This window comes from Herbaspirillum sp. GW821-FHT09A12 (assembly GCF_059418325.1).
Map to the genome: position 1 here is coordinate 1 of NZ_JBWKPR010000003.1, position 25,531 is coordinate 25,531.

The following is a 25,531-nucleotide window of genomic DNA, read 5'->3' on the forward strand; positions in this document are numbered from 1 at the left end:
GGGGCCGCCTTTCTTTGCTTACTTTCTTTGGCGGGCCAAAGAAAGTGAGCGGCTGCCGGGCCGCCCCCGGCGCTCCCTTCCGACCGAAGAAAGAAAAGCATCAAGCCAGTACACCAAAACGAAGCAAGACCAGACTACCCAGACTACCCAACACAACTCCCACCCCACCCCACCCCGGCTGCTATGCCGAAAACTGATTGTCCAAACAGATTTCTGTATTGGACGGCCCCGCAGGCGCGCTCTACGATGGCCGCTCCAGTCATTTGATCAGGGGACACCCAGTTTATGAACAGCTCAAGCAGCTCACCAGGCTCGGCCGACGCGCAGCAGAATTGGCGCGAGGACATCTTCACCATCCTCAAGACCGGCGGCGTCAAGCAGGTCGCCTATGTGCCCGATGCCGGGCATTCCCATGTGATCCGCCGCGTGCATGGCGATGCCGATATGCGCGGCATCGTGCTGACCACCGAGGAAGAAGGCGTGGCCACCGTCTGCGGCGCCTGGCTCGGTGGCCAGCGCGCGGCATTGCTGATGCAAAGCAGCGGCGTGGGCAATTGCATCAACATGTTCTCGCTGATTTCCAACTGCCGCTTCCCCTTCTTTTCCATCATCACCATGCGCGGCGAATGGGCCGAATTCAACCAATGGCAATCGCCCATGGGCCGCGCCACACAAGCCGCCATCGAGCTGATGGGCATCACAGTGCTGCGCGCGGATCGGCCGGAAGAGGTGGCCGCCACCGTCAGCGCCGGTTTCGATGCCGCCTTCGAAGGCGGCGAAGCGGTCTGCGTGCTGCTGGGACAACAACTGATCGGCAAGAAAAAATGGGAGGCAGGAAAATGAGTGCAGTACAGCAAACCGGCGGGCTCGACCGTCGCGCATTCGTGCGCCAGCTGGTGGAAGCCTTTCCGCAGGCGCTGGTCGTGACCGGCCTGGGCTCCTCCTCCTACGACCTTTACGCCGCAGGCGACCGCGACGAGAACTTCTACCTGTGGGGCGCCATGGGCGGCGCGGCCGCCGTCGGACTGGGCCTAGCCATCGCCCAGCCGGCGCGCACCGTGATCGTGGTCACCGGCGATGGCGAACAACTGATGGGCATCGGTACGCTGGCGACCATCGGCGCACAACAGCCACCCAACCTGAACGTGGTGGTGCTGGACAACGGCCACTTCGGCGAGACCGGCATGCAGCGCAGCCACACCAGCCTGGGCACCGACCTGGTGGCGGTAGCCGCCGGCTGCGGCATCGGGCAAACCTGCCGCGTCACATCGACGGAAGACATCGGCGCATTGTTTGCCGCCATCGCCGCCAACCGTGGCCCATTGCTGGCCCAGGTCAAGGTACAGGCCGACGAACTGCCGCGCGCATTGCCGCCGCGCGATGGCGTCCATGTCAAGAACCGCTTTCGTGCCGTGCTGGGCCTGGCGCCGATGTAGCCTGCGCTTTCAAGGCAGTTCTTATGGCCCGCCGATAATGGCGGGCTTTTTTTCGTCCTTCATCCTTAGTGCTGATGCCGCGCCGATGGCGCCGCCCAATCCGCAGGCGTAAAAAATGCCGCCTGCATCTTGCCATGCAGGCGGCCCGCTTACCCAGGCCGGATCAACGCGCCGCGGCGCGCACCGCCGTCACTTCCAGTATTGGCACTTCGACTCGGCCTTGCTCATGTAAGCCTGGTCGCCGGGAATGGTCTGCACGATTCTCGCGTAATCCCAGGGATACCTGGATTCGGCCGGCGCCTTCACCTGCATCAGGTACATGTCATGCACCATGCGGCCGTCCGGACGGATCACGCCGTTGCTGGCGAAGAAGTCGTTGATCCTGGTGGCGCGCATGTGCTCCATCACCTTGTCGGCATCGGTGCCGCCGACCGCCTTCACGGCCGCCAGCCAGGTTGCCGTCACCGACGCGTCGCCGGCCTGCAGCGAGCTGGGCATGCGCTTGGTCTTGGCGAAGAAGCGCTTGGACCAGGCGCGCGACTCCTCGGTGCGATCCCAGTAGAAAGCGTCGGTGAAATACAGCCCTTGCGAAAGTTGCAGGCCGAGCGCATGGATGTCGTTGATGAACATCAGGATGCCGGCCAGCTTCATGCTCTTGGTGACGTTGAACTCGGCCGCGCCCTTGATGGCATTGACCAGGTCGGTGCCGCCGGTGGACAGGCCCAGCACCTGCGCCTTGGACGACTGCGCCTGCAGCAGGAAGGACGAGAAATCCGACGCCCCCAGCGGATGCTTGACCGCGCCTACCACGGTGCCGCCATTGGCCTTGACGGTATCGGCCGTATCCTTCTCCAGCGAGTTGCCGAAGGCGACGTCGGCGGTCAGGAAATACCAGCTCTTGTAACCCTGCCTGACCATCGCGGTGCCGGTGCCACGCGCCACCGACAGCGTGTCGTAGCTGTACTGCACGGTGTAGGGATTGCATTCCTCATTGGTCAGGCGGGTGGTGCCGCTGCCTGGCGAGAGGAACACGCGCTTCTTCTCCGCCGCGATCTTGGCAATGGCCAGCGCGGCCGAAGAATTGGTGCCGCCGATCACCACATCGTAGCCGGCGTCATACCACTCGCGCGCGCGGCTGGCGGCGATATCGGCCTTGTTCTGGTGATCCACCACGGTCAGTTCGATCTTCTTGCCGTTGATGCTGCCGCCGGCGTCGGCGATGGCCATCTTGATGGCTTCAACACCGCCGGGGCCGTCCAGGTCGGCATAGACGCCGGACATATCGGTGATGAAGCCGATGCGGATGGTATCGCCGGCGGCCGTGGCCGGGCCGGCCGAGGCCAGCGCCAGGACAGCCGCGAGCGCACCGGCCATGGTGGTCAGTTTCAGGTTCATGTCGTCTCCGTTGTTGTCGTAGGGTGCCGCAGCGGCCGTCGCGCCTGCCACATCTCCCCATGCCGGCGACGCACCGCTTGCGGACGAGCAGACCTTAGCCCGAGCCGCGCCGAAGCGTCCAATGCTAGCTTGTGATGACGCCATTGCGCTTTGCTATGGATGCATTTGCGTTGCAGCAAAACCAGCTGGCGCAAGGCTTGGCGCTGGCATGCGCAAACGTGATGGCTTGATCAAAATCCGGTATTGGACGTCGCCGCGGGCGACATGCAATGCTGCGGTTCCGTCTTCTCTTCCAGCAAGGAATCCCGATGATGCAATACAAGAACCTGATCGCCGGCGAATGGGTCGCCGGCGCCAGCGAGGCCGACAACATCAATCCTTCCGACACCAACGACATCATCGGCCGCGCCAGCCATGCCAGCGCCCGGCAAGTGGCCGATGCCATCGCCGCGGCGCGCGCCGCCCTGCCCAAGTGGAATGCCGGCACCGTGCAATTGCGCTCGGACCTCCTCTCGGCGATTTCCAATGAGCTGTTCGCGCGCAAGGAAGAGCTGGGCGAATTGCTGGCGCGCGAGGAAGGCAAGACCCGCGCCGAAGCCATCGGCGAAGTCGGGCGCGCGGCCAATATCTTCCGCTTCTTCGCCGGCGAGGTAGTGCGCATCCGCGGCGATAAACTGGCGTCGGTGCGGCCCGGCATCGATGTCGAGGTCACGCGCGATCCGGTCGGCGTCATCGGCGTCATCACGCCATGGAATTTCCCGATTGCCATCCCCGCCTGGAAGATCGCGCCGGCCCTGGCATTCGGCAACGCGGTCGTGTTCAAGCCGTCGGAAGTCACGCCCGGCACGGCCCATGCGCTGGCCGACATCATCCATCGCGCCGGCGTGCCCGCCGGCGTGTTCAACCTGGTACATGGCACCGGTCCGGTGGTCGGCGATGCCTTGCTCGCCAGCGTGGACGCGGTCACCTTCACCGGTTCGGTCAAGACCGGCAACCAGATCGTCAAGCGCGCCGGCGAGCGCATGATCCGCGTGCAGGCTGAAATGGGCGGCAAGAATCCATTGGTGGTGCTGGACGATGCCGACCTCGATGTCGCGGTGGCCTGCGCGCTGGATGGCTCTTTCTTCCAGACCGGCCAGCGCTGCACCGCCTCCAGCCGGCTGGTGGTGACTGCAGGCATCCATGACCGCTTCGTCGAGGCGCTGGCCGGGAGGCTGGGCCAGATCGACATCGGCCACGCGCTCAAGGCCGGCACCCAGGTCGGCCCGGTGGTCGACCGCCGCCAGCTCGACCAGGACCTGCGCTATATCGACATCGGCATCAACGAAGGCGCCAAGGTGCGCGTGAAAGGCGAATTGCTCAAGCGCGAGACGCCGGGGCATTACCTCTCGCCGACGCTGTTTACCGAGACCGACAACCAGATGCGCATCAACCGTGAAGAAGTCTTCGGCCCGGTGGCAGCGGTGATCCGCGTCAAGGACTATGACGAGGCGCTGGCGGTGGCCAACGACACCAGCTTCGGCCTGTCGGCGGGCATCTGCACCACTTCGCAAAAACATGCGCGCCACTTCCAGCAGCATGCCGAAGCCGGCCTGACCATGCTCAACCTGGCCACCGCCGGGCTGGACTATCACGTGCCTTTCGGCGGGCGCAAGGGGTCGAGCTACGGCCCGCGCGAGCAAGGCACTTATGCCATCGACTTCTACACCATCGTCAAGACCTCTTACCTGAGCGTATAAGCGATACGAAAGCGATACGAAAGCGATACGAAAGCGACACGAATCGGCACCAAACTGCACGGAGCCGGCGGCGGTGACATAGTCGGCCTGCGCCGCGGCGCAGGCCGGCGCCGTGCCCGGCCACCACGACAACAATATCCAGGAGACATCAAATGAGTCAGCAGCAATCTTCCCTCAAGATCGGTTTCATCGGACTGGGCCGCATGGGCCTGGGCATGGCATCCAACCTGCAGCGCAAGGGTTTCGGCCTGACTGTATACGACGTCAACCGCGATGCGGTGGCTGCGCTGGTCAAGCTGGGAGCGCAACCTGCCTCGAGCGTGGCGGAAGCCTCGCGCGGCTGCGACGTGGTGGTCACCATGCTGCCCAACTCGGCGGTGGTGCTGGAGGTGGTAGGCGGCGCCGGCGGCGTGCTGGCCAACATTGCCCACGGCGCGCTGGTGATGGACATGAGCACGGTGGAACCGGAAGCCACCGATCGCCTGGCGGCCGAGGCGCTGGCCCAGGGCAAGTCTTTCGTCGACGCGCCGGTGGGACGCCTGGCCAGCCATGCCGACCGCGGCGAATCGCTGTTCATGGTGGGCGGCACGGACGCCGACTTCAACCGCGTCCTGCCGCTGCTGCAGGCCATGGGCACCACCATCCACCATTGCGGCGCGGTCGGCACGGGCACCCGCACCAAGCTGGTCAACAACTACCTGGCGGTGGTCTCCTGCCAGCTCAATGCCGAAGCGCTGACGCTGTCGCAGCGCTTCGGCCTGTCGCTGGAGAAGACGCTGGATGTGATCTACGGCACCACCGCCACCAACGGCCAGTTGAAGATCGCGTGGCCGGACAAGGTGTTGAAGGGCGACATCGCCCCCGGCTTCACCATCGACCTGGCGCACAAGGACCTGACCCTGATCGTCAACGCCGCCAATTCGGCGAAGTCGCCCATGCCCATCGGCGCGGCCGCCAAGGAGGCCTTCAGTACCGCGCGGGCGCGCGGTTTCGGCGGCAACGACTTCTCGGCGATGGTCGATGTGCTGTGCGACCTGTCCCACACCGACAAGCCGCGCCTGAAAACCTGAAGGCGGCAAGGAGAATACTGTGCAGCGTTACCAACTTTTCATCGACGGCAGCTTTTGCGATGCGGCCGGCGGCAACTGGTTCGATTCCTGGAATCCCTTCACCGGCGAAGTGTGGGCGCAAGTCGCCGCGGGCACCGCCGACGATGTCGAGCGCGCCGTACAGGCCGCGCACCGCGCCTTCACCAGCGGCCCGTGGCCGGCCATGAGCCATAGCCAGCGCGGCGCGCTGCTGCGCAAGCTGGGCGACCTGATCGCGCGCGATGCCGAGCGGCTGGCCCAGACCGAGGTGCGCGACAACGGCAAGCTGATCGCCGAGATGCGCGGCCAGCTGAACTATATCCCGCAGTGGTTCCATTACTTCGGCGGGTTGGCCGACAAGGTCCAGGGCGCGGTGATTCCGCTGGACAAGCAGGATTACTTCAACTTCACCCGCCATGAGCCGGTCGGCGTGGTGGCCGCCATCACGCCGTGGAATTCGCCACTGCTGCTGACCGCGTGGAAGATCGCCCCGGCCTTGGCCGCCGGCTGCACGGTAGTGCTCAAACCCTCGGAATTCACCTCGGCCTCGACGCTGGAATTCGTCAAGCTGTTCGAAGAGGCCGGTTTCCCGCCCGGCGTGGTCAACGTGGTCACCGGTTACGGCCGGGATGTCGGCACGCCGCTGGTGGAGCATCCCTTGGTGCGCAAGATCAGCTTCACCGGCAGCGACGCCACCGGGCGCGCCATCAACCGCGCCGCCGCCGGGCAATTCAAGCGCGTCAGCCTGGAGCTGGGCGGCAAGTCGCCCAACATCGTGTTCGCCGACGCCAACCTGGAGGACGCGGTCAACGGCGCGGTCTCAGGCATCTTCGCCGCCACCGGCCAGACCTGCATCGCCGGCTCGCGCCTGCTGCTGCAGGATCAGATCCACGATGCCTTCCTGGAACAGCTGACCGCGCTGGCGCGCACCGCGCGCATGGGCAACCCGCTCGATGCCGGCACCCAGGTCGGCCCGGTCACCACGCGCCAGCAGTACGACAAGGTACTGAGCTACATCGACGTGGCCAGGCAGGATGGCGCCCGGCTGGTGCTGGGCGGCACGCCGGCCGCGCGCGCCGAATGCGGCAACGGCTGGTTCATCGAGCCGACCATCTTCGCCGACGTCGACAACAAGATGCGCATCGCGCAGGAGGAGGTATTCGGTCCGGTGCTGTCGGTGATCCGTTTCAAGGATGAGGATGAGGCCGTGGCCATCGCCAACGACTCGGCCTACGGCCTGGGCGCGGGCGTGTGGACCGGCGACATCGGCCGCGCCTTCCGCATGTCGGCGCGCATCCAGTCGGGTACGGTGTGGGTCAACACTTACCGCGCAGTGAGCTACATGTCGCCCTTCGGCGGCTACAAGGATTCAGGGCTGGGACGGGAAAACGGCATGGATGCGATCCACGAATACCTGCAGGTGAAAAGCGTGTGGATCAATACCGGGGCCAAGACCGGGAATCCGTTCACGATGCGCTGAACGATGGCCCCGGAGGGAATGTGCGGAAACGAAATAAGCCACGCGATGAAGCGTGGCTTTTTTCGTCCCTGTGACCCGTCCTGAATTAGCTTGACACTTTTCCGACGAAAGAAAGGAGTGTCAGATGGGCAAGGATCACGGCGTAGTCGCAATCTGCCAATCACGCTCGGCAAGCTGATGGCCGCCTAGCGCTTGATCATCAAGGCCGACAGGGCACTGACGAGACACAGCCCGGCCACGATGGGAAAGATGATGCTCGTGTTCGCGGTGTGGTCCATGGTGCGTCCGATCAGCGGTTCGCCGATCCCGGCAAACGCATAGGAGATGCAGTTCAGCAAGCCGGTCGCCGTGCCGGCCAACCTGCGTCCGAACAGGTCGGGGCACAATGCCCAGAACGACGACGCCGGGCCGAACACGAAGAAGCCGCACAGGAACATCAGCACTATGCTCGCAACACTGCCGGCCGGCACCAGTTCCATGCACAGGGCGAAACCGCTGGCCGCGACCATGTACGTGATGATGGCGACGTAGCGGCGCGAACGGAACAGGATATCGGACACCCAGCTGTTCGAAATTGCGCCGAACGCCATCCCGACCGGCAGCGCCAGCGTGATCCAGGTGGGGTCGATCGCGCCGTGACCGGCTTTCCAGTCCGGCCCCAGAAGATGCACCGGCACCCAGATGATGAGGGCATAGCGGGCGGCGTTCTGGCAGCCGATGGACAGGCCGGTGACATACAGCTTCCAGGTCTTCAGCACCGCCAGGTAGCGCTCGTAGCTGCTGGCCGCGCCCGTCGTGGTCCCGGCATCGCCAGCCGCGGCCTTCTGCCCGTGGCGCCCGGCTTCCGTCGGCGCTTTCATGCCCTTGTCTTCCGGGCGCTCGCAGACGAAGAACCAGAGTACGACCGCCCCCAACAGCATGCAGAACACGGGCAGGCGGAATATCCAGTGCCAGTCCAGCTTCAGTTGTCCCAGGATCAGGATGGGCAGCGCGAACGCAATGACCGAGGAAAATCCGGAAAAGCCGACGTAGATACCGTACACGAAGCCACGGCGTTCCTCGCCCCACCAGTTGGAGAGCAGGCGGCTGCCGGGTGCGAAGCCCATCGACTGGAAAAAGCCGTTGGCGCACCAGAAGACGAGGAGGAACAGGAAGCTTTGCCCGAAGCTGAGCGCCCAGTTCGCCGCGAACGACAGGACCGCGCCCATCACCATCATGCGCCGGCCACCGAACTTGTCGCCGAGATTGCCGTTGATCGACTGCCCCACGGCATACCCCCACAGCATGGAGGCGCTGATCCAACCCAACGCCTGCTTGCTCAGGCCGAGCTCGGCCTGGATGCCGGGAATGGCGAACCCGAAGGTCTGCCGTCCGGTGTAATAGAACAGGTAGCAGAAGGTGACCCCGATCAGGGCCCGCCATTGCCACTTCGCATACTCGCTTGCCGACTGTACCGGCGCCACCGCCAGGCGCGCCTCTTCGCTCGTGATGTTCATCCTCGTCTCCGTTATTTTATTTGAGGCTGAATGGGGTCAGCCAATATGATTCAGGGCGATGTCGATCACGTCGAAGTTACGCAGACGGGATTGGATAATGCCCTGCGCCGGTTGGTTGAACAGCAGCGGCACGCGTTGTTCGGACAGGCCGCCATGCGAGCGCAGCGGCACGGTCAGGCCCGACAGGTCGTGCCGGGCGGCGGCGCTGCCCAGCACCGTCAGCCTGTCGCTGATGACGACCAGGTCGCCGATCCGGTCCGGGGGCAGCTCGAAACGTGCCGCCGCCGCATGCCGCTCGAGCACCAAGTCGACGCCCGCGATGCCGGCGGTGAACTCCTTCACCTGCGGCAGGCTGGCAGCGTCCTCGAGATAGATCGTCGCGAACGAGCCCAGGGCGCCGTGGTGCACGACATAAGGATCGGTGATCGGCAGCAGGACGCGCGTGGCGGTCCCGGGGAAGCGCCGGTCCAGCTCGTCCTGCAGGAACACGACATTCGGCCGGCCCGCGGCATCGGTCTTCGCGTTCATGCCGTGGTCGGCCGTGATGCCGATGACGGCGCCGAGCGCGTCCATGCGCCCCAGATAGCTGTCCATCATCGCGTAGAAATCGTTCGCCCCCGGTGTGCCGGGCGCGCACTTGTGCTGGACGTAGTCCGTGGTCGAGAGGTACATGAGGTCGGGCCGTTCGGTCTCGAGCAGGTGCAGGCCGGCGGCGAAGACGAATTCCGACAAATGGGCGCTGTAGACCGAAGGCAGCGGCTGGCCAACCCGCTCTAGCACGCGATCGATGCCGTTGTCCGCGACGGTCGCCTCGTTCGCCTTTTCCGCCGAAAAGCAGATCCCTTTCAATCCTTTTCCCAACAAGGCCCGCAGCTTGTCCTTGGCGGTGACGACGGCCACCTTGGCGCCCTGTTCCGCGAGCGCGGCCAGGATGGTCGGCGCGCGCAGGTATTTCGGGTCGTTCATCAGGACTTCGCTGCCCTGCTCGGGGTCGTAGAAGAAATTCCCGCAGATGCCGTGAAGGGCCGGCGGCGCGCCGGTCACGATGGACAGGTTGTTCGGATTGGTGAACGACGGTACGACACAATCGCCCGCCAGCACGGTGCCGCGCGCGGCCAGCCGCTCGAAGAAAGGGGCGACCCCGGCCATGATGGCCTGGTTGATGTATTCCTGTTCGCAACCGTCGATGCAGACGATGACGGTAGGCCGCACGGGGCTGCGATAGCTGCGTCCATTCACGGTAATGTTTTGCATGGCTGTGTTTCCTTCGTTGAAAATCACAGGCTAGCATGTGAGAAAATCTATAAAAATCGATTTAAAATGAGACTATTCGATAGTAAAACTCACATATGCCACGCAAACTCCCTCCCCTGAATGCCCTGCGCATATTCGAAGTCGCGGCGCGGGCCGGCAGCTACACCGCGGCAGCCGACGAGCTCTCGCTGACGCACGGCGCCGTGAGCCGCCAGATCGAGATCCTCGAAGACTGGCTGGGACAGCCCCTGTTCGCCCGCCAGGGACAACGCATGGTGGCGACCAGCCACGCCCGCGCCTTTGCCCGTGAAATCAGTGCGGCATTCGACCTGATCAGCGATGCCTCGTATCGCTACGGACGGGCCGAAACCAGCAAGGTGATCCGGGTGAATGCCCCGGCCACCTTCGCGATGCGCTGGCTGATCCCCAAACTGGGCGAATTTCGTACGGCGTATCCGGATGTGGAAGTACGGGTCTCGACGGCGCTCAGCACCGAAGCCCATCTGAAGGGGGGCTACGACGTCATGATCCGGCGTGACGACAAGCCGAGCGGGCACACGGAAGCCACGGCCGTCTTCCAGGAATGGAGCACCGTAATCGTATCGCCGGAACTGGTGCGGACCGGAACGCTGGATGCACCCGCGGACCTCGAACGGATCATGCTGCTGGCGACGGAAACCCGGCCGGGCGACTGGGAGAGCTGGATGAAGGAAGCCGGCTGCGCGACGTTACGCCCGCCCCAGTTCCTCAGGTTTGACCACTTTTTCGTGACCCTGCAGGCTGTGATCGATGGACTGGGCGCCGGCATCGGCACATTCCCGACGCTGGGCGCGGACCGCGCGGCCGGGCGCATCGCAACGCCCTTCGACGCCATCCGCGTGACCGGGGCGACTTACGCGGCGCACGTGCCTCTGGACGCCGACAAGCCGGTCCACCTGCGCAATTTCATCGACTGGCTGGAAGCGGCCGGGGCGCAATCGGCTCAGGCCTGATCGAATATCAATATCGTCAGCGTCAGCGGTGGAGATTGACCGAGAGTACTGCATAAAAATAGAGCGATTTGAACGTTTTCGTGCACGCAGGGAATCCTGTTTTTCTGATTCGAACTTCCCATGTCCCTATGCTCTTCTGCCTGAAAGTCGCCCCCGCTCCTTTTGCCATCGACTGTGGCAATTTTGTGGCTTTTCCAGATTACGGCACAGGACACAAAATCATTTTTTGCCCCGGAAACGGCAAAAGCCCGCACTAGGCGGGCTTTTCTGAATTTGGTGGAAAGTGCAAGTTTCGAACTTGCGACCCCTGCAGTGTGAATGCAAAGTTTTTACGATTTTTTTGGTTATAAATCAAATACTTAAAAATTGACAAAAAAACTTTTGGCGAATTTTTGGTTAATTTACGACAAAAAAATAGCCACTTCGTAAGAAATGGCTACTTTTGAAATTTGGTAGCTCGACCAAGAATTGAACTTGGAATTTCGCCGTGTGAAGGCGACGGGTTACCATTACACCATCGAGCTTTTGCCCTGTTGTTCTCCAACAGAACCGCGATTATAGGGACATTTCCCATAGTGCACAAGCCCCTAAAGCCGATTTTTTTCGGACGTTCTCAACGGGTCCAATGTTGAGAATGCACAAGAGTTTGAGAGTGTAGCTCTCAAGGTCCAAAAGTAGAAAAGACATTCGCTCGAATGTCTTTTATTAAGGGAGATACCTTTTAAGCAATAACAGGAAAATGTTTAAGATATTGCTCAATATTTATTCTAGCAACTAAATTTTTTTAGTCAATTTCTGAAACGTTTTTAATAATATTTTTATGTTTTTATATTAAAAATTAATTAAATCGTCATCTGTATCATAATATTCGTAATAAATATTTTGATTTTGTTTTTGATTTTCTGTTTTTTCGCTCTTACTTGAATAACTAGGACTAACTAAAACCCAATTTCCTAAGTATTCATTCAATACTTCATTCTTAATATTGATAGAAAGATTTTTATATTCTTCTAACAATATTTTGTCTTCTACTGCTTTCTTAATAGTTTTAATAAAAAATCTTTTTAAATAAACAGAGCTATTGCTTAAGCAAGACAATCCAATAAATTTGTTTGTTTTATTCTTTGTAAAAACATATTCATTTTTGAAATCTAAATGATGTTTTTCCTCAACAAAAGAATAAAAATCATTGCTCTTGATAATTTCCTCAAGTCTCGCACTGCATAAAATTTGGTTTTCTTTTCCTGAATTTATCCTGTTTAGATTTTTTCCTAAAAATCTAAATTTTGTAATGCAATTAGAAATTCCAAAAAAAGCAATACCTCTAATATTGTTATAACTTCTAAATGCAGAATTTGCTAAAACTCCGTTTTCTATTTTTTCTTCTACAATTTTATTATCTTTAAGCTCTGTTCTTGTTTGTTTGAAAATATCAACAGACATATCAAAGCAATTTGTTGCTTTTAGAATGTATTTGAAAACATAGCTTGTAGCTTTTGCTTGACCATTATTTTTTACAAAAGATTTATTTTGAGTCTTATCTTTTCTAGCTTTTTCTTCATTTTCTTTTAAATTTGGAAATACTGAAAAAAACGCGTCTCTTATATCTCCAAAGTCTTTCTCGTAATAAAAAATAACTAAATGCAAATGTTGGCAACCATCTTTATGAATTTCGGCAACAATGACGCCCCAAAAATTTTGGTCTGGCAAAATTCCTTTTTTTCTCAATAAAGCTCTAACTGTATTCCAGTCACTTTTTTGAGCTTTAGCACTATCAAAAGGGCTTGTGCCATCATAAGAATTTTTGCCTTTGGTTGGTAGTGGGTGATGTTCTGGCTTGATCGTGAGCGTAATAAAAATCCAGTTAGTTGCTCCTGGTGTTAGCTTGTTTATTTCATCGCTTTTCTTTTCCATATAGCTGACCACATTTAAAGTTTCTGCTGTTCTCTGCTTAAACTCTTTAGTGCAGTTTGCTAATGAAAATGTTTTTCCATCTTCTCCGATTAAGACGCCATTTTTTATAAAATCTTGATTTTTCTTATAGTCTGTTTTGTATTGAAATAAAACTGATGGCGACAAATAGTTATATCTTTTATTTTTACTGCTACCCCCTGCCAATTTCAATAACACCATTGCGTGCCAGATTTTTCTTTTCTGTAATTTCTTTAGCCTTCTTTTTGTAATCGCTTTATTTATTTTTATGTCGTCTTCTTTTATTCCTGATAGCTTTAAAACATCTTTGAAATTGAACTGCAACCAGTCCATTCTTTCATCTTCATTTTTTAAATCTTTGTCTGACATATTTGCCAGAATAAAATCTTTTATAGTGAATGTATCAAAATACAATTCAACATCTTTGAAGTATTTTTCCCAATCGCCTCCAAAAAGTTTTTTAACAATAAATGAAACATCGTGATATAGAATTTCTGGAATTAATTTTTTTCTGAGTGCTATATCTACTATTTGATGTTCGTTTATTAAATCGTAAAAACTTTGTAGTTTTTCGTCTTTTGAATAAAATTTTTTATTATTTCTTTCTTTGATAAGCAAAACATCTGACAAAATATTTTTTGTATTTGTTATGCAAAATGATGATAAGTCATTGACTTTTAAATTGTTTTCTATTATTGTATTATTATAAATGTTCATATATATTATTCCTTGGTAAGAATTAATATAATGAAAAAATGGGAAAAGTAAAGCTCTGTTTAATGACAGAGCTTTGCTTTTTCTAATCTGCTACATTGTTTTGTTTAAATTTCGTCTCTAAAAACGAATTAAAAATATCACTATGGCAGTTAAATATCTCATCAAACGAATAATTACTAATTGAGCTAATCAACTTCATATCAATTAAAAATTTAGTATCAGCTAATTTTTCATTGTTTTGATAAGCTAAGTCTAAATCTTTCATTGCTTGTGTCATTTCGATTTTATTCAAAACGCAATAAGCATTAAGCAATTCAAATGTTTTTGCGTCATCCGAATAAAATCTATTGATGTGCTTGATTTGATGACATTGCACACATAGAGCCTCTAGACGCTCTAATTTCTGTTTTTTTGACTCAAGGTCATAACTCCATACCTCATGGCATTCCGTTGCAGTAGTCGGCTTTTTAGACCCTTTCGCTACTGGATAATCAAAAGACGTTTTGCCACAGATACAGCAAGCGCCCTTGCTTTCTCGTTCTTTTTTATCTCGTATGTTTTTCCAGGGGTCACGACTTCTATACGTGTATTCAAGCGCACTACGAACATTCTTGAAGTTCTGTAGCTTGGGGATAAATTCAAAATGAATTTTGTAACTTGACTGCCTTAATTTTTCTTTTTTTGTGGCAATGTATTCGGGGCTTATTTCTGCGTAAGCTCTATTTTCTTTATCTCTCTCTAATTTAGTTTTTTCGTAAAGTAATGCTGTTTCTTCTTGTGCGTCTTCACTAGAATAAATTAAATCATCTTCATCATTTTCTTTATTGATGAATAAATTAATAAAGCGAGAAATTAAACCCATAACTCGCCAATTTTACAAAAAATATTATTGTCGGAATTACTAATAAAGCACTTACAAACATCAATATAAGACTTATTTTTTTCATTCCGTATGTCATTTCAAATTTTGATTTTTTTCTCATTATCGTCCCCTGTTGTTAAAAATAAATACCCTGCCGATATCATCAAAAAGCTTCTAAACTCTTTAAACTCTTTTCCCTGAAATAAAATTAACAATAATAAAATCAGAAAAAAGTCATCATCTTTTTTCTTTGGCTTTACTTCTTCGCATTCAATTTTTATCTTTCTCTTTATTTCCGAATGCTCATTTTCAAAAAGTGCAAACTTTATTTCTTCATCACTATAAAGATTTAGCTCTTTAATGACTGATGACAATTCAGTAAATAAATTATCTCTATAATCTTTATGCTCAACATCATTTGAGCAAGTTTTTATCTTTGCTGATAATTCGCCAAACAATTTCAAAATCTCAATTATTTTTTTATTTTTATCCATTTCTCAAAATCCCATTTTTTTCTTTTTGCGAGGTTGCAAAAAGTCGTCTCCCGCGTTCATTTTCATAGTGTAATTTTCAAAATCATCAAATTGATGTGTAGGAAAATTTGACTCTTTTATTTTTCTCAATTCTTGAATGTGTTTTTTTATATCTCTATCGTAAAATCCTTTTTCAACCAATTCTTTATTTTTTGTTTTTGACTTTTCTGTATTTAGTATCTCAAGATAAGCATAAAGAAATTGCGACATAAAAACGTAATTACTGATATAGATAAATTTTAATTCATATCTTTTTTTATAATTTTCTTTCTCGTCGTTTTTTCTTATTTCTTCCTTCTCTTCTTTAAAGAACTTATCAACTTCATTTAGTTTTTTTGAAACAAAATAAATTGAAGTTTCAATTGTAAGTTCGTTTTCTTTCTCTTTATCTGCAACGTTAAAAGCAACGTCATTAGCTTTTTTGTATAAGTCTTCAATATCCATTTTTTTACCTTTATATTTTTATTTTGTTTAAACTACGTTTTCTATCTTCTTCAATGCTTTGTAAAACACGATTTAGATTAGCTACAGCAATAGCTAATTGAGCTTTTGCTCTTGCTACTTCTGCATAAGTTTTCGCATTTGACAAATCAGCCATAGCTTTATCAACTGACATTTGCGCACTTATTGCGCCACTTCCTCCCCCTCCAAAACCTGCACTAGATACGGTTCTCGGCTTGTCCTCGCTTGTAGAACCTTGACCGGCACGGCTCTGCTGTTCCTGGAACGTTCCAGGAGCGGTTTTAAGCCCGTTTTCTGTGCTGTGCTGTGGTGTTTGTTCTGCCGTGGCAGAAGAAGCCTTAGAAGCCTGCTTTTGACCTTCTTGCTTTTCGAATTTCGGTGCTTTTGACGTTGCTTTTACATCGTATCTACTTGAGTTGTATTTATTGCGAGCTTCAAGAATACGATTGAAAGTAGATAACGTTTTTTCTCTATCAAACGGCTTTTGCTTTTCTTCGTTAAATGCCTGCTTGATTTCGTCATAACTCTTATTGTCGTGATTAGAGTAAATACCTCCTTTTAACCTTATGTTTTTACCTTCATTCGTTTTTATGCTTATGTAATCTTCGCCATTTCTATGGACATTTAAACCAATTTCAGTTTTTAAATATTCAACAAGCTCATTTTTATTATTGACAATGTTATCTTTTATAAGTGTTCTGATTGCATTATCTAAATTTACTTTAGTGTCTAAGTTTTTGAAATTATGATTTTCTGCCGTCTTGCATTTTCTTTCATTGCTTGAAAATTTGGTTTTCAACGGATTTTCTATAATCTGTTTAAATCCAAATTCGTCATTTTTTAATGCACAAAAAGCGTCTTTAAACTTTTGTGTCATTTGCCCAGGTGGAAAGGCATTAAATGCTTTCCCTGTCTCTAAGTCTTTTTTATTTATTATGAAATGGATTTCAAGATTGCCTTTATCGCGATGTTCAATATAAATAACATTGACTCTATTGCGCATATTCCCTAAAAAACTTTTCTCAAAATCCTCAATCAATTTTAATTTTTGCTCGTCTGTTATTTCTTCATTGTCAGCGAAAGCAATAACTCCACTTGTGCATTTCTTGCAGTCTTTATCAATTTCTTTTGTAGTAAAAATATCGCCAACTAAAATTTTAGGAGCGACAGAGCGAGTTACTTTATTTCCGTCTTGCATTGAAAGACAGTAATTTAAAGCACTTGTTGCACTCTTAGAATTATCGTTGTTGATTATTTTTATTATCATTTTAATTTTTTCACTTCAGTTAATATTTCTTTGTAAGTATGCTCAATAGATTTCAATTCATTGATTTCTATCGTGTTATTCGTGTTCGCTGTTTTTGCAATTTGATTTAGATTATTTCCTTGTTTTCTAAATTCATTTAGTAATTTAGAGTATAGATTTGAATAGACAAAATCTTTATTGATTAGATTTCTGACTAGCCTGCTTTTATTTGTTCCAAGATTTTTAATGTCTTCATTTATTTTATTTAGCTCAACATCACTAATAAAAATATGTATTTTGTGCTTATAAATCTTTTCTCTCTTTGGTGATTTTTTCTCTATTGATTTTTCTAATTCTTTTTTATAGTCCATTTTTAGTCCCTTCATTTTCTGATAAACGTAAAATTCTGTATTCCACGTATGTTTTTGCTGTGTGATATTTTTCTATTAAATATTCATTTTTTTTAATTTCTTCGAATTCATCAATTATTGACTCAAACACGTTTCTATAAGATATAAAATCTAAAATCTCTTCAATATCATTTTTCAATATTATTAAATTAGTTACATCATCTAGATTTTCGCGAAATATATTTATTATCTCGTCGGGATTATTTATTTTATAAATCATATTTTTTAATCTTCTATAAAAAGGGCGTGGGAAAATCCCACATAAAAGGGTCAAGGGAATATTCCCTTGCGAGTCCAAAACAAATACATCGAAGAGGTATGTTTTTGGTAGTCTCGCTCTTTAATTATCATTTCAGATTTTTTTGATTTGTCAAATTTAGTATTAGAAGTATTTTTTATTCAATTAGATATTCTATTGAAGTGTCATTGAAGTGTTATTGAAGTTATAAAAGGCGATATTTGACATTTATTTCTATTTTTGTATATTAGATATTGAATATATGGAGAATAGAAAAATGGAGAATATAGACTATGTAAAAGTCAGAGGATTTAATGCGCAGAGAAAGATTAAAAAGGTTTATGGATATAAATATTTACCTTATTGTTCTTTTATTTGTGCTTGCAGAATATTGCAATGGCGTCATACGGAGATATTAGAGTTCTTATATAGTGAGATTAAAGAACTAAAATTGATTGAAAAAAGCGAACGTATTGATAACAATGAGTTATCAAAAATGGTTTCTTATTGGAAGAAAAATAATCTAATTGACTTCGAAAAAGTCAAAGAAGAAAGGGAATTAATAGAGAATGCTACAAACATAGAAGTAAAAGAAAAGGCTATTACTGTGTTTGCAGATAAGAAAGAAGAGAGTAATTTGCTTTCTTTTATGAAAGAACTAGGAAAGAAAATCACAATTGAAGACAGCAGAAAGCAAGCTATAAAAATGTTTTATGAAACATTTAAAGATAAATATGATTTATCAGAGCTTGTAAATATGTATGTCGAACAGATAGATAACTCAAACATCGGAGATAGATAATTATGAATAATCTTGCAAAATCATTAAAAGAAAATATTGAAATTAACTTCAATGATAAATCTGTAGATGAGTTTTTAAGTTCTCGTTCTACTGTTCGTGATTTAATTATTAAATATTTTTACGAACAAAAAAACGTTTTTACGAACTCTGATTTACTCTCTATTTCAGAAAATGAATATTGGATTTTGTGTTCTGTTCTCGAAAGAAAAATACTTCACTACGCTAATATTAAGAGTAGCGAGTTAGAAATTATGGTTTCTTTGACTAAAGAACAGCCGTTAAATTTCACGTCCTTAGATGAGTTAAAACAGCATTACCAATAAAAAAAGCCCCATATAGGGGCTTTGTATTAACTGCTTGGCTGCTTACTTTTTAGCGAACAGACCATCAATCCACTTCTTGCCGTCTTCTGTCGCATAGTAAGCTTTACCTGCTTCGTTCAGCTTACCGATAAAGTATTCTTTGCCTTTAGCTTGCAAAGCTTCGTAATGCTTTTTAGCTTCGCCAGCAAGTTTTGCAACATCACGACCAACCCAGATTTTAAACTTTGAGTCAGTGCCTGCCTTAGTTTTAACTGCTTCTTCCAAGATGATTTTTTTCTCATCATCAACAATAATCAAGCCTGCATTTGCAAGCAATTTTGTCAGAATTTCTGGCTTGATGTTCAACGCTTTAATATCTGCGATGATTTTTTCTGCACTTGTTTCAACTGCTTTCAAGCTCTTTTCTTCTGCTTTTGACAGTGTTGCAAGTTCTGCATAGTCTGCACTTGTAGCAGTGCCAGCAATGATTTTTTGAGTAATTTCTTTGATTGTCGCCATTTTTTAACCCCTTAAAAATTCACTTCAATAAATTTGTTTGATGGGTTCACTTTAACATAATGAATATGTTTGTGTAAAAATGTTTTCAATCGAAATAAAATTAAACATAGTTAAACCGGATTACGTTTTATTTTATTGTTTATTCGCTCTTTTATAATATCTTTTTGTGGTTGTTTTTAATGTGTGACCTCCTGAATTCATAACTTGCGATTGTGTATTTAATCCAATTTCCTCTTGAATATAATGCTTTTCAAAATGATTAATATCACTCATTGCAACCATATCAGAAACAACAATTGAGCTACCACATAGCTCTAACATTTTTGATATAAATTCTCTTCTTGTATCGTGCAATTGCACTTCTTGAAAATGATGTTTTTTCTTTATACGTTGCCAGTTTGAATTAAAACCGTCAATCGTATAATGAAATAAGAAATCATCTTTTTTAGGTATTACTTCAATAATTTTCTTTGCGTCTTCTGTTAATACAACGTCACGCTCTAAACCCGATTTTGTTTTAGATAAATGAATTTTATTTTCTTGTTTATTTATCTGATTGAATTGCAACGTAATAATTTCAGAACGTCGCATACCTGTTGCCATAGCTAAAGCAAAGATAAAAAGCATTTCTTTATTTGGAAACTCTTTTAACGCCTTAATTATTTTCTCTTCTGTTTCGTCAGTAATACGTGCTTTTCTCGGTTTGTCATAATGTTTGATTAACGTAGTATCAGCAGTAGAACAAGGATTGTCGCCGTTTAATTTTGTCAAATACGCATTCTTATCAATGAAACGTATTTTATTAAAAATGATTGAAAGCGTATCTACTTCTCTTTTAACTGTAGATTTTGCAGGTAGCTTTTTTGTCTCTACATATTTTTTATGTCTTTCAATCTCTTGACGTTGCTTGACATTCAAATCTAATTTTTCTAAAGCTTTATAATCAATAGGCTTTAGAGGCGTCATTCTTGAATGAATATAATTAGTAATAACTACATCATCAATTTCTTCAAGTTTAAAATCTTTTAGTTTCTTCTTTCTTTGAATAAAACCATTTTTTAAAATTGTTGGCAAACCTTTTAAAATTTTTGGCATATATTCAACTTCAACATTAAGAATAGAATTTATTCTTGATGTATCAGATTTTATATTTCTCTTTTTTAATTCTGTTCCGTCGTCTTTTACATCAATATATTTTTCAATATAAAGTTTGACGTAATAAGAAAAAGGAGGCGATGAAAGATAGCTATTGATAGCATTTCTTTCAGCCTCCTTTTTTTCATCGTATTCTTTTATTTTAACGATACCTGCTTTTGATTTCGTATCATTAAGTTTTTGAATTGCTTGTTCTAATGTGTCGAATAAATCATCACATTGATAATCTTTTCTTTTAACTCTGACACGATAACGAACTTGCTTGCTTTTATCGTTTTTGTTCTTCCATTCGACAAGCTGAATGCCCCTCGGAATTTGTGCCATAGCTCCCCCATAGGTATAGATACGCTATGGTAAAGGCTTTTGGTGAATTTTTGGGTAATTTTGCCGTGAATTTTGGCAATTAGGAGAAAACCAGGCAGGCGATTGAATGCCTAAGTTATTGATTTTAAAGGGTTTTTATACTTTTAATTATTATGAGCTTCGCAGTGTGAATGCAGTGCTCTACCCCTGAGCTAACCTTCCATTTGAACAACGCCGCATTGCTGCCGTGTTGTTCGAGAGGCGAGATTATGGCATAAGTTTTCCGGCTTGGGCAAGAGGCTTGTAAATAATTCGCACACTTCCGCTGCCTGCGACGGCGCCCCTGCCGCATCAGGCCGGCGTGGCGTCGGCCGCTTCCGGCGGGGGCGGTTCGAAACGCCACACGCAGGCGCCCCGGACTTCCTTGTCGAGCTGGTTGAGCACGTCTTCATGCAGGCGCTGGTCTTCTTCGCCGGCGGCGACCACGACCACCTCGGCCAGCGGCGCCAGTTCCAGTGCGGCGCCGTCGGCGCCCTGCTCGTCGCCGCTGCCCAGATCCATGGTCAGCGAATTCTGGCCGCGCGTCATGGCCAGGTAGACCTCGGCCAGCAGCGCCGCATCCAGCAAACCGCCGTGCAGCGTACGGTGGGCATTGGCGATGCCGTAGCGGTCGCACAGCGCGTCCAGCGAGTTGCGTCGGCCGGGATGCAGTTCCTTGGCCATCTGCAGCGTATCGACTACTTCGGCCACGTGCTCGGAGAACGGCGGCAAGTCCAGCAGCGCCAGTTCGGCGTTGAGGAAGCCGACGTCGAAGGGGGCGTTGTGGATGATGATCTGCGCGCCGCGCACGTAGTCGAGGAATTCAGGCGCGATCTGGGCGAACGTGGGCTTGTCGCGCAGGAACTCGGTGGTCAGTCCGTGCACCGCCAGCGCGCCTTCTTCGGAATCGCGCTGGGGGTTGATGTAGTGGTGCAGGTTGTTGCCGCTCAACTGGCGGTTGAGCACTTCGACGCAACCGATTTCAAGGATGCGGTTGCCGGCGCGCGGCGACAGGCCGGTGGTTTCGGTATCGAGGATGATCTGACGCATGGGGCTCCTGCTCTTTCTCTCTGTATCGGCTTACTTGATGCTGTCGACGCCGCGGTTGGCCAGTTGGTCGGCGCGCTCATTGCCGGCGTGGCCGTTGTGGCCGCGCACCCAGCGCCATTCGACCTTGTGCTGCGCCTGGGCGGCGTCCAGCGCCTGCCACAGGTCAGCGTTCTTGACCGGCTCCTTGCTGGCGGTCTTCCAGCCGCGCGCCTTCCAGCCGTGGATCCATTCGCTGATGCCCTTTTGCACGTACTGGCTGTCGGTGTGGACCACCACGTCGCAGGGGCGCTTCAATGCGTTCAAGGCCTGGATCACCGCCATCAGTTCCATGCGGTTGTTGGTGGTGTTGTGCTCGCCGCCGAAGATTTCCTTTTCCTGACCGCCGGCCACCAGCAATGCGCCCCAGCCGCCCAGCCCGGGGTTGCCCTTGCAGGCGCCATCCGAATAAATCTCTACTTTGTCCATGCTTGTCTGTTCTGGCGCTGCGCGCCTGTTGGTTGCCGCGGGGCCGCGATCATACCCGATCCGGCCGGAGGCGGTTCATTCCGATTTGTGGATGCGGTTGGTGGCCGGCATGCCCCTGGGCGCCTTGACCTTCTGCCGGCTCAGGGCCGGGCCGACCAGGCGCATGCCGGGCACGCGCTTGATCGCCTGCACGATATAGACCGCGCCGAAATACGGCCACCAGCGGTCGCCGGCCTTTTCCATGAAGCTGAAGCGGTTCAGCCACTTTTCGGTTTCACAGGGCGGGGCGTAACAGCCGAAATGGCCGCGATTGACTTCCATGTTGAGCAGCTTCAACCAGTCCTTGAGACGCGGCAGGCGGATGAATTCGCCGTCGCGCGGTAGGAAGTGGGCGCCGGTCAGGCGGCCCGCCGCCTGGCGCATGCCCCACAGGCTGCTGGGATTGAAACCGCAAATAATTACCTGCCCTTCCGGGATCAGCACCCGCTCGACCTCGCGCAATACCTGGTGCGGCTCGGCGGCGAATTCCAGCACATGCGGCAGCACCACCAGGTCCAGGCTCTGGGTGGCGAACGGCAATTCGCAGAAATCGTGCGCCAGCACCTGCGGTATCTCCAGCTCGGACTGGCTCTCGCCTGGCATGACATTGTCGGTCAGCCAGCGGTAAGGCATGCGGTTGGCGGCCAACGCGTGGATCTGCGGCGAACCGATCTGCACGGCGTTGAAACCGAAGATGTCGGCCGTGAGCGTATTGAGGTAATGCTGCTCCCAGGCACGCAGGTACGAGCCGGTCGGCGTCTGCAACCAGGCTGCGAGGTCTATAATTTCCGGATTGTCACTCATTTATTCGATCGCGCCTTATGACCGAGCAGCCAGCCACGCCAGCCAAACCGGATCGGGAAACTTCATTGGATGTCCTGGCCGTGCCGGCCTTCAACGACAACTACCTCTGGTTGATCCACAACGGGCGCTATGCCGCCGCGGTGGACCCGGGCGACGCCGGGCCGGTCCTGGCCGCGCTCAAGGAAAACGGCCTGACGCTGGCCGCTATTCTACTGACTCATCACCATGCTGACCATGTCGGCGGCGTGGTCGAATTGGCCGAACGCGCCAGGAGCGACGAATTCCCTGCCATTGCGGTGTACGGCCCGGCGCGCGAACGCGCGAAAATCGCCGGCATGACGCAGCCGCTGGCCGAAGACGACCGGGTCAACCTGCCGCACCTGCCACTGGAGCTGGCCGTCATCGAGGTGCCGGGGCATACGCTCGGCCATATCGCCTATCACGCGGCTGGCGCGGGCCTGCTTTTTTGCGGCGACACGCTGTTCGCCGGCGGCTGCGGCCGCGTGTTCGAAGGCACGCCGGCGCAGATGGTGGATTCGCTTGCCAGGCTGGCCAACTTGCCGGGCGACACCCGCGTCTATTGCGCCCATGAGTACACCATGTCGAACCTGAAATTCGCAGCCGCGGTGGAGCCCGACAATGGCCGGCTCGCGGCCCGGATCGAAGAAGAACAGGCCAAGCGCGACCGCGGCCAGCCTACCGTGCCCTCGACCATCTGGCTGGAGCGCAAAACCAACCCGTTTCTGAGGGTGACCCAAGCCACCATCGTAAAATCACTACAGGATGCAGGACGTTTGCAGACGTTTGGCGAAGTTGAGAGCTTCGCCGCACTGCGCGAATGGAAAAATACCTACAAATAAGCCGACGATCCCGGCGACTTGACGCCAAAACCCAAGAAAATCAAGGATTTGGCTTTGTAACAGCGGGCAATTTTTACTTGACTGCGGAAAAGGGTCTTCCGTACACTCCCTGCATTCCCCATTTTGGCGCGCCGGTTTTTACGCATCTTTACTGAGAAAAGCCGCGCCAGGTGCGAATCGTGCTTGGGGGAAATCCGAAGCTTCCTGCCTTGCATTGCCGCCATGACTGCCGAACGATCATGAAATCGTTTTCCGGCAGAAGGCGTTGAGCTTACCGACTGTGGAGCTCTGCAAGGGAAGCGCCGAATGCAAACTTTAGCCCTCTGGCACAGGATAACGCCCCCATGCAGCGAACACTGAAGAAACTCGCTTTAGCCGCTCTGTTTTGCGCAAGCACCCCGCTGCTCTCCCACGCCAACGACATCTCGATCTACCCCGCCCCCTTCAATGCGATCAATCCCGAGCTCGGCGCCAATGCGCTGCCGGGAATGAACGACATCGATATCTGGACGCGCATCCGCAAGGGTTTCGGCATCCCCGACCTGGACAACAACCTGGTTGAGAGCCAGACGCAGTGGTACAGCTCACGCCCCGACTACATCCAGCGCACCACCGTGCGCGCCTCGCGCTACCTGTTCCACGTGGTGCAGGAGCTGGAAAAGCGCGGCATGCCGACCGAACTGGCATTGCTGCCCTTCATCGAATCGGCGTTCAACCCGGAAGCGCTGTCGACCGCCAAGGCGGCCGGCATGTGGCAGTTCATCCCGTCCACCGGGCGTGACTACAACCTCAAGCAGAACATGTTCACCGACGAGCGGCGCGACGTGCTGGCCTCGACCGACGCCGCGCTGACCTACCTGCAAAAGCTGTACGGCATGTTCGGCGACTGGCAGCTGGCGCTGGCGGCCTACAACTGGGGCGAAGGCTCGGTGCAGCGCGCGGTCAACCGCAACCTGGCGGCCGGCCTGCCGATCGACTTCAACACGCTGTCGGCGCAGATGCCCAATGAGACGCGCAACTACGTGCCCAAGCTGCAGGCGGTGAAGAACATCATCGCCAACCCCGGCGCTTTCGATATCGCCCTGCCCAAGGTCGACAACCAGCCCTACTTCGTCACCATCGGCAAGACCCGCAACATCGACGTCAAGGTCGCAGCGCAACTGGCCGAGCTGTCGCTGGACGAATTCAAGGCGCTCAACCCGCAGTTCAACCGCCCGGTGATCATCGGCAGCGAAGACACCAAGATCCTGCTGCCGGAAAACAATGCCGAGAAATTCAAGGCCAACATGTCCAAGTGGACCCAGGCCTTCACCAGCTGGACGGCGCACACCGTCTCCAGCGCCCGCGAGCGCATCGAAACCATCGCCAGCAGGTTCGGCACGACGCCCGAGGTGATCCGCAGCGTCAACCAGATCCCGCCGCGCATGGTGCTCAAGGCCGGGTCCACCATCCTGGTGCCCAAGACCGAGCAAACCACCTCGCTCGATACCGAGCTGACCCCGGAAATCGCCGACAACGCCCGCCTGGCCATCGCCCCGGACGTACCGGAAACCCGCCGCATCTATGTCAAGGCCGGCAAGCGCGACACCCTGGCCGGCATCGCCGGCCGCTATCGCGTGAGCGTGGCGCAGATCAAGGAATGGAATGGCTTGAAACGCGACGTGCTGGCCGCCGGCCAGAGCCTGCAATTGCACGTGCCCAATACCGCGCATGCCGCGCCAACCCGCGTGGCAACCGTGCATCGCCCGGCGCCGGCACGCCGGCAAGTCGCCGCCGCCCGTGCGCCGGTGCGCAAGGCAGCGCCGGCCCCGGCGCGCAAGGTGGCGGCGGGCAAGCCGCTCACGCTGGCATCGGGCAACAGCGCGCGCAAGCAATAAGCCGCCATCGCGGGCATACCCGCCGATGCAAAAAAT

The 25,531-nt window shown here is 51.5% G+C and carries 25 protein-coding genes and 1 tRNA gene; 10 read left to right on the forward strand and 16 right to left on the reverse strand.

Going from position 1 to position 25,531, the window contains the following annotated elements; translation table 11 throughout:
- Window positions 1-285: 285 nt before the first annotated feature.
- Window positions 286-843 carry a phosphonopyruvate decarboxylase gene (locus AC07N6_RS10205; protein WP_494781728.1) on the forward strand — a complete coding sequence of 186 codons (558 nt, stop codon included), beginning with the start codon at window positions 286-288 and terminating at the stop codon, window positions 841-843.
- Entirely contained in the window at window positions 840-1,436 is a 597-nt protein-coding gene (locus tag AC07N6_RS10210) for a thiamine pyrophosphate-dependent enzyme (RefSeq protein WP_494781729.1), read from the forward strand. The genes AC07N6_RS10205 and AC07N6_RS10210 overlap by 4 nt, the downstream gene beginning before the upstream one ends.
- A 189-nt stretch (window positions 1,437-1,625) precedes the next feature.
- Here the strand turns inward: AC07N6_RS10210 and AC07N6_RS10215 are convergent, their stop codons facing one another.
- Window positions 1,626-2,810 carry an ABC transporter substrate-binding protein gene (locus AC07N6_RS10215; protein WP_494781979.1) on the reverse strand — a complete coding sequence of 395 codons (1,185 nt, stop codon included), beginning with the start codon at window positions 2,808-2,810 and terminating at the stop codon, window positions 1,626-1,628.
- 329 nt (window positions 2,811-3,139) lie between these two features.
- Between AC07N6_RS10215 and AC07N6_RS10220 the strand changes: the two genes are divergently transcribed.
- The 3 genes from AC07N6_RS10220 to AC07N6_RS10230 all read left to right on the forward strand — a co-directional run bounded on the left by AC07N6_RS10220 (window position 3,140) and on the right by AC07N6_RS10230 (window position 7,138).
- Window positions 3,140-4,570: an aldehyde dehydrogenase family protein gene (locus tag AC07N6_RS10220; protein WP_494781730.1), complete on the forward strand. Its 1,431-nt coding sequence runs from the start codon at window positions 3,140-3,142 to the stop codon at window positions 4,568-4,570.
- Between the two features lie 134 nt (window positions 4,571-4,704).
- A complete protein-coding gene (locus AC07N6_RS10225; RefSeq protein WP_494781980.1) occupies window positions 4,705-5,640 on the forward strand; it encodes an NAD(P)-dependent oxidoreductase in 936 nt (311 codons plus the stop codon).
- Window positions 5,641-5,659: 19 nt separating this feature from the next.
- Window positions 5,660-7,138 (forward strand): aldehyde dehydrogenase, encoded by a 1,479-nt coding sequence (locus AC07N6_RS10230; protein ID WP_494781731.1) that lies wholly within the window; start codon window positions 5,660-5,662, stop codon window positions 7,136-7,138.
- A gap of 185 nt (window positions 7,139-7,323) precedes the next feature.
- Here the strand turns inward: AC07N6_RS10230 and AC07N6_RS10235 are convergent, their stop codons facing one another.
- Together AC07N6_RS10235 and phnA are read right to left on the reverse strand one after the other, a co-directional pair.
- A complete protein-coding gene (locus AC07N6_RS10235) occupies window positions 7,324-8,634 on the reverse strand; it encodes an MFS transporter (protein ID WP_494781732.1) in 1,311 nt (436 codons plus the stop codon).
- 36 nt (window positions 8,635-8,670) lie between these two features.
- The gene (phnA, locus tag AC07N6_RS10240; protein WP_494781733.1) at window positions 8,671-9,888 is read right to left on the reverse strand and encodes a phosphonoacetate hydrolase; all 1,218 of its coding nucleotides are present in this window, start codon (window positions 9,886-9,888) and stop codon (window positions 8,671-8,673) included.
- Between the two features lie 95 nt (window positions 9,889-9,983).
- Here phnA and AC07N6_RS10245 point away from each other — a divergent pair, with 95 nt between their 5' ends.
- Complete coding sequence (locus AC07N6_RS10245; protein WP_494781734.1) at window positions 9,984-10,880, forward strand: LysR substrate-binding domain-containing protein; 897 nt, start codon at window positions 9,984-9,986, stop codon at window positions 10,878-10,880.
- A gap of 450 nt (window positions 10,881-11,330) precedes the next feature.
- Here AC07N6_RS10245 and AC07N6_RS10250 read toward each other — a convergent pair.
- The 8 genes from AC07N6_RS10250 to AC07N6_RS10285 all read right to left on the reverse strand — a co-directional run bounded on the left by AC07N6_RS10250 (window position 11,331) and on the right by AC07N6_RS10285 (window position 17,316).
- Window positions 11,331-11,404, reverse strand: a tRNA-Val gene (locus AC07N6_RS10250).
- Window positions 11,405-11,711: 307 nt separating this feature from the next.
- Window positions 11,712-13,529 (reverse strand): replication endonuclease, encoded by a 1,818-nt coding sequence (locus AC07N6_RS10255; protein ID WP_494781735.1) that lies wholly within the window; start codon window positions 13,527-13,529, stop codon window positions 11,712-11,714.
- Between the two features lie 82 nt (window positions 13,530-13,611).
- Window positions 13,612-14,391, reverse strand: a complete 780-nt coding sequence (locus AC07N6_RS10260; protein WP_494781736.1) for a hypothetical protein — start codon at window positions 14,389-14,391, stop codon at window positions 13,612-13,614.
- 98 nt (window positions 14,392-14,489) lie between these two features.
- Entirely contained in the window at window positions 14,490-14,885 is a 396-nt protein-coding gene (locus AC07N6_RS10265; protein WP_494781737.1) for a hypothetical protein, read from the reverse strand.
- A gap of 3 nt (window positions 14,886-14,888) precedes the next feature.
- Window positions 14,889-15,368, reverse strand: coding sequence for a hypothetical protein (locus AC07N6_RS10270; protein WP_494781738.1), 480 nt, complete (start codon window positions 15,366-15,368; stop codon window positions 14,889-14,891).
- A 10-nt stretch (window positions 15,369-15,378) separates the two neighbouring features.
- Window positions 15,379-16,653: a relaxase/mobilization nuclease domain-containing protein gene (locus AC07N6_RS10275; protein ID WP_494781739.1), complete on the reverse strand. Its 1,275-nt coding sequence runs from the start codon at window positions 16,651-16,653 to the stop codon at window positions 15,379-15,381.
- On the reverse strand, window positions 16,650-17,003 hold the full coding sequence (locus tag AC07N6_RS10280; protein ID WP_494781740.1) for a plasmid mobilization protein: 354 nt from the start codon (window positions 17,001-17,003) through the stop codon (window positions 16,650-16,652). Before AC07N6_RS10280 ends, AC07N6_RS10275 begins: the two co-directional genes overlap by 4 nt.
- Entirely contained in the window at window positions 16,993-17,316 is a 324-nt protein-coding gene (locus AC07N6_RS10285) for a hypothetical protein (protein ID WP_494781741.1), read from the reverse strand. Before AC07N6_RS10285 ends, AC07N6_RS10280 begins: the two co-directional genes overlap by 11 nt.
- A gap of 241 nt (window positions 17,317-17,557) precedes the next feature.
- Between AC07N6_RS10285 and AC07N6_RS10290 the strand changes: the two genes are divergently transcribed.
- Window positions 17,558-18,082, forward strand: coding sequence for a hypothetical protein (locus AC07N6_RS10290; protein ID WP_494781742.1), 525 nt, complete (start codon window positions 17,558-17,560; stop codon window positions 18,080-18,082).
- Window positions 18,083-18,084: 2 nt separating this feature from the next.
- Entirely contained in the window at window positions 18,085-18,405 is a 321-nt protein-coding gene (locus AC07N6_RS10295; protein ID WP_494781743.1) for a hypothetical protein, read from the forward strand.
- A 42-nt stretch (window positions 18,406-18,447) separates the two neighbouring features.
- On the opposite strand, the gene AC07N6_RS10300 is transcribed toward AC07N6_RS10295, so the two are convergent.
- The 5 genes from AC07N6_RS10300 to AC07N6_RS10320 form a co-directional block, all read right to left on the reverse strand.
- The gene (locus AC07N6_RS10300) at window positions 18,448-18,903 is read right to left on the reverse strand and encodes a hypothetical protein (protein ID WP_494781744.1); all 456 of its coding nucleotides are present in this window, start codon (window positions 18,901-18,903) and stop codon (window positions 18,448-18,450) included.
- 132 nt (window positions 18,904-19,035) lie between these two features.
- Window positions 19,036-20,382, reverse strand: a complete 1,347-nt coding sequence (locus AC07N6_RS10305; protein ID WP_494781745.1) for a site-specific integrase — start codon at window positions 20,380-20,382, stop codon at window positions 19,036-19,038.
- Between the two features lie 330 nt (window positions 20,383-20,712).
- Complete coding sequence (gene dnaQ / locus AC07N6_RS10310; protein ID WP_494781746.1) at window positions 20,713-21,450, reverse strand: DNA polymerase III subunit epsilon; 738 nt, start codon at window positions 21,448-21,450, stop codon at window positions 20,713-20,715.
- Between the two features lie 30 nt (window positions 21,451-21,480).
- The gene (gene rnhA, locus AC07N6_RS10315) at window positions 21,481-21,915 is read right to left on the reverse strand and encodes a ribonuclease HI (protein WP_494781747.1); all 435 of its coding nucleotides are present in this window, start codon (window positions 21,913-21,915) and stop codon (window positions 21,481-21,483) included.
- Window positions 21,916-21,990: 75 nt separating this feature from the next.
- Window positions 21,991-22,758, reverse strand: coding sequence for a class I SAM-dependent methyltransferase (locus tag AC07N6_RS10320; RefSeq protein ID WP_494781748.1), 768 nt, complete (start codon window positions 22,756-22,758; stop codon window positions 21,991-21,993).
- A gap of 65 nt (window positions 22,759-22,823) precedes the next feature.
- Between AC07N6_RS10320 and gloB the strand changes: the two genes are divergently transcribed.
- Both gloB and AC07N6_RS10330 read left to right on the forward strand, forming a co-directional pair.
- Window positions 22,824-23,618: a hydroxyacylglutathione hydrolase gene (gene gloB / locus AC07N6_RS10325; protein ID WP_494781749.1), complete on the forward strand. Its 795-nt coding sequence runs from the start codon at window positions 22,824-22,826 to the stop codon at window positions 23,616-23,618.
- Window positions 23,619-23,962: 344 nt separating this feature from the next.
- Window positions 23,963-25,495: a transglycosylase SLT domain-containing protein gene (locus AC07N6_RS10330; RefSeq protein WP_494781750.1), complete on the forward strand. Its 1,533-nt coding sequence runs from the start codon at window positions 23,963-23,965 to the stop codon at window positions 25,493-25,495.
- Window positions 25,496-25,531 lie beyond the last annotated feature (36 nt).

Coding starts and splice junctions, on each gene's coding strand:
- AC07N6_RS10205 (WP_494781728.1), top strand. CDS start 286: ATGAACAGCTCAAGCAGCTCACCAGGCTCGGCCGACGCGCAGCAGAAT.
- AC07N6_RS10210 (WP_494781729.1), top strand. CDS start 840: ATGAGTGCAGTACAGCAAACCGGCGGGCTCGACCGTCGCGCATTCGTG.
- AC07N6_RS10215 (WP_494781979.1), bottom strand. CDS start 2,810: ATGGCCGGTGCGCTCGCGGCTGTCCTGGCGCTGGCCTCGGCCGGCCCG.
- AC07N6_RS10220 (WP_494781730.1), top strand. CDS start 3,140: ATGATGCAATACAAGAACCTGATCGCCGGCGAATGGGTCGCCGGCGCC.
- AC07N6_RS10235 (WP_494781732.1), bottom strand. CDS start 8,634: ATGAACATCACGAGCGAAGAGGCGCGCCTGGCGGTGGCGCCGGTACAG.
- phnA (WP_494781733.1), bottom strand. CDS start 9,888: ATGCAAAACATTACCGTGAATGGACGCAGCTATCGCAGCCCCGTGCGG.
- AC07N6_RS10245 (WP_494781734.1), top strand. CDS start 9,984: ATGCCACGCAAACTCCCTCCCCTGAATGCCCTGCGCATATTCGAAGTC.
- AC07N6_RS10255 (WP_494781735.1), bottom strand. CDS start 13,529: ATGAACATTTATAATAATACAATAATAGAAAACAATTTAAAAGTCAAT.
- AC07N6_RS10260 (WP_494781736.1), bottom strand. CDS start 14,391: ATGGGTTTAATTTCTCGCTTTATTAATTTATTCATCAATAAAGAAAAT.
- AC07N6_RS10265 (WP_494781737.1), bottom strand. CDS start 14,885: ATGGATAAAAATAAAAAAATAATTGAGATTTTGAAATTGTTTGGCGAA.
- AC07N6_RS10270 (WP_494781738.1), bottom strand. CDS start 15,368: ATGGATATTGAAGACTTATACAAAAAAGCTAATGACGTTGCTTTTAAC.
- AC07N6_RS10275 (WP_494781739.1), bottom strand. CDS start 16,653: ATGATAATAAAAATAATCAACAACGATAATTCTAAGAGTGCAACAAGT.
- AC07N6_RS10280 (WP_494781740.1), bottom strand. CDS start 17,003: ATGGACTATAAAAAAGAATTAGAAAAATCAATAGAGAAAAAATCACCA.
- AC07N6_RS10290 (WP_494781742.1), top strand. CDS start 17,558: ATGGAGAATATAGACTATGTAAAAGTCAGAGGATTTAATGCGCAGAGA.
- AC07N6_RS10295 (WP_494781743.1), top strand. CDS start 18,085: ATGAATAATCTTGCAAAATCATTAAAAGAAAATATTGAAATTAACTTC.
- AC07N6_RS10300 (WP_494781744.1), bottom strand. CDS start 18,903: ATGGCGACAATCAAAGAAATTACTCAAAAAATCATTGCTGGCACTGCT.
- AC07N6_RS10305 (WP_494781745.1), bottom strand. CDS start 20,382: ATGGCACAAATTCCGAGGGGCATTCAGCTTGTCGAATGGAAGAACAAA.
- dnaQ (WP_494781746.1), bottom strand. CDS start 21,450: ATGCGTCAGATCATCCTCGATACCGAAACCACCGGCCTGTCGCCGCGC.
- rnhA (WP_494781747.1), bottom strand. CDS start 21,915: ATGGACAAAGTAGAGATTTATTCGGATGGCGCCTGCAAGGGCAACCCC.
- AC07N6_RS10320 (WP_494781748.1), bottom strand. CDS start 22,758: ATGAGTGACAATCCGGAAATTATAGACCTCGCAGCCTGGTTGCAGACG.
- AC07N6_RS10330 (WP_494781750.1), top strand. CDS start 23,963: ATGCAGCGAACACTGAAGAAACTCGCTTTAGCCGCTCTGTTTTGCGCA.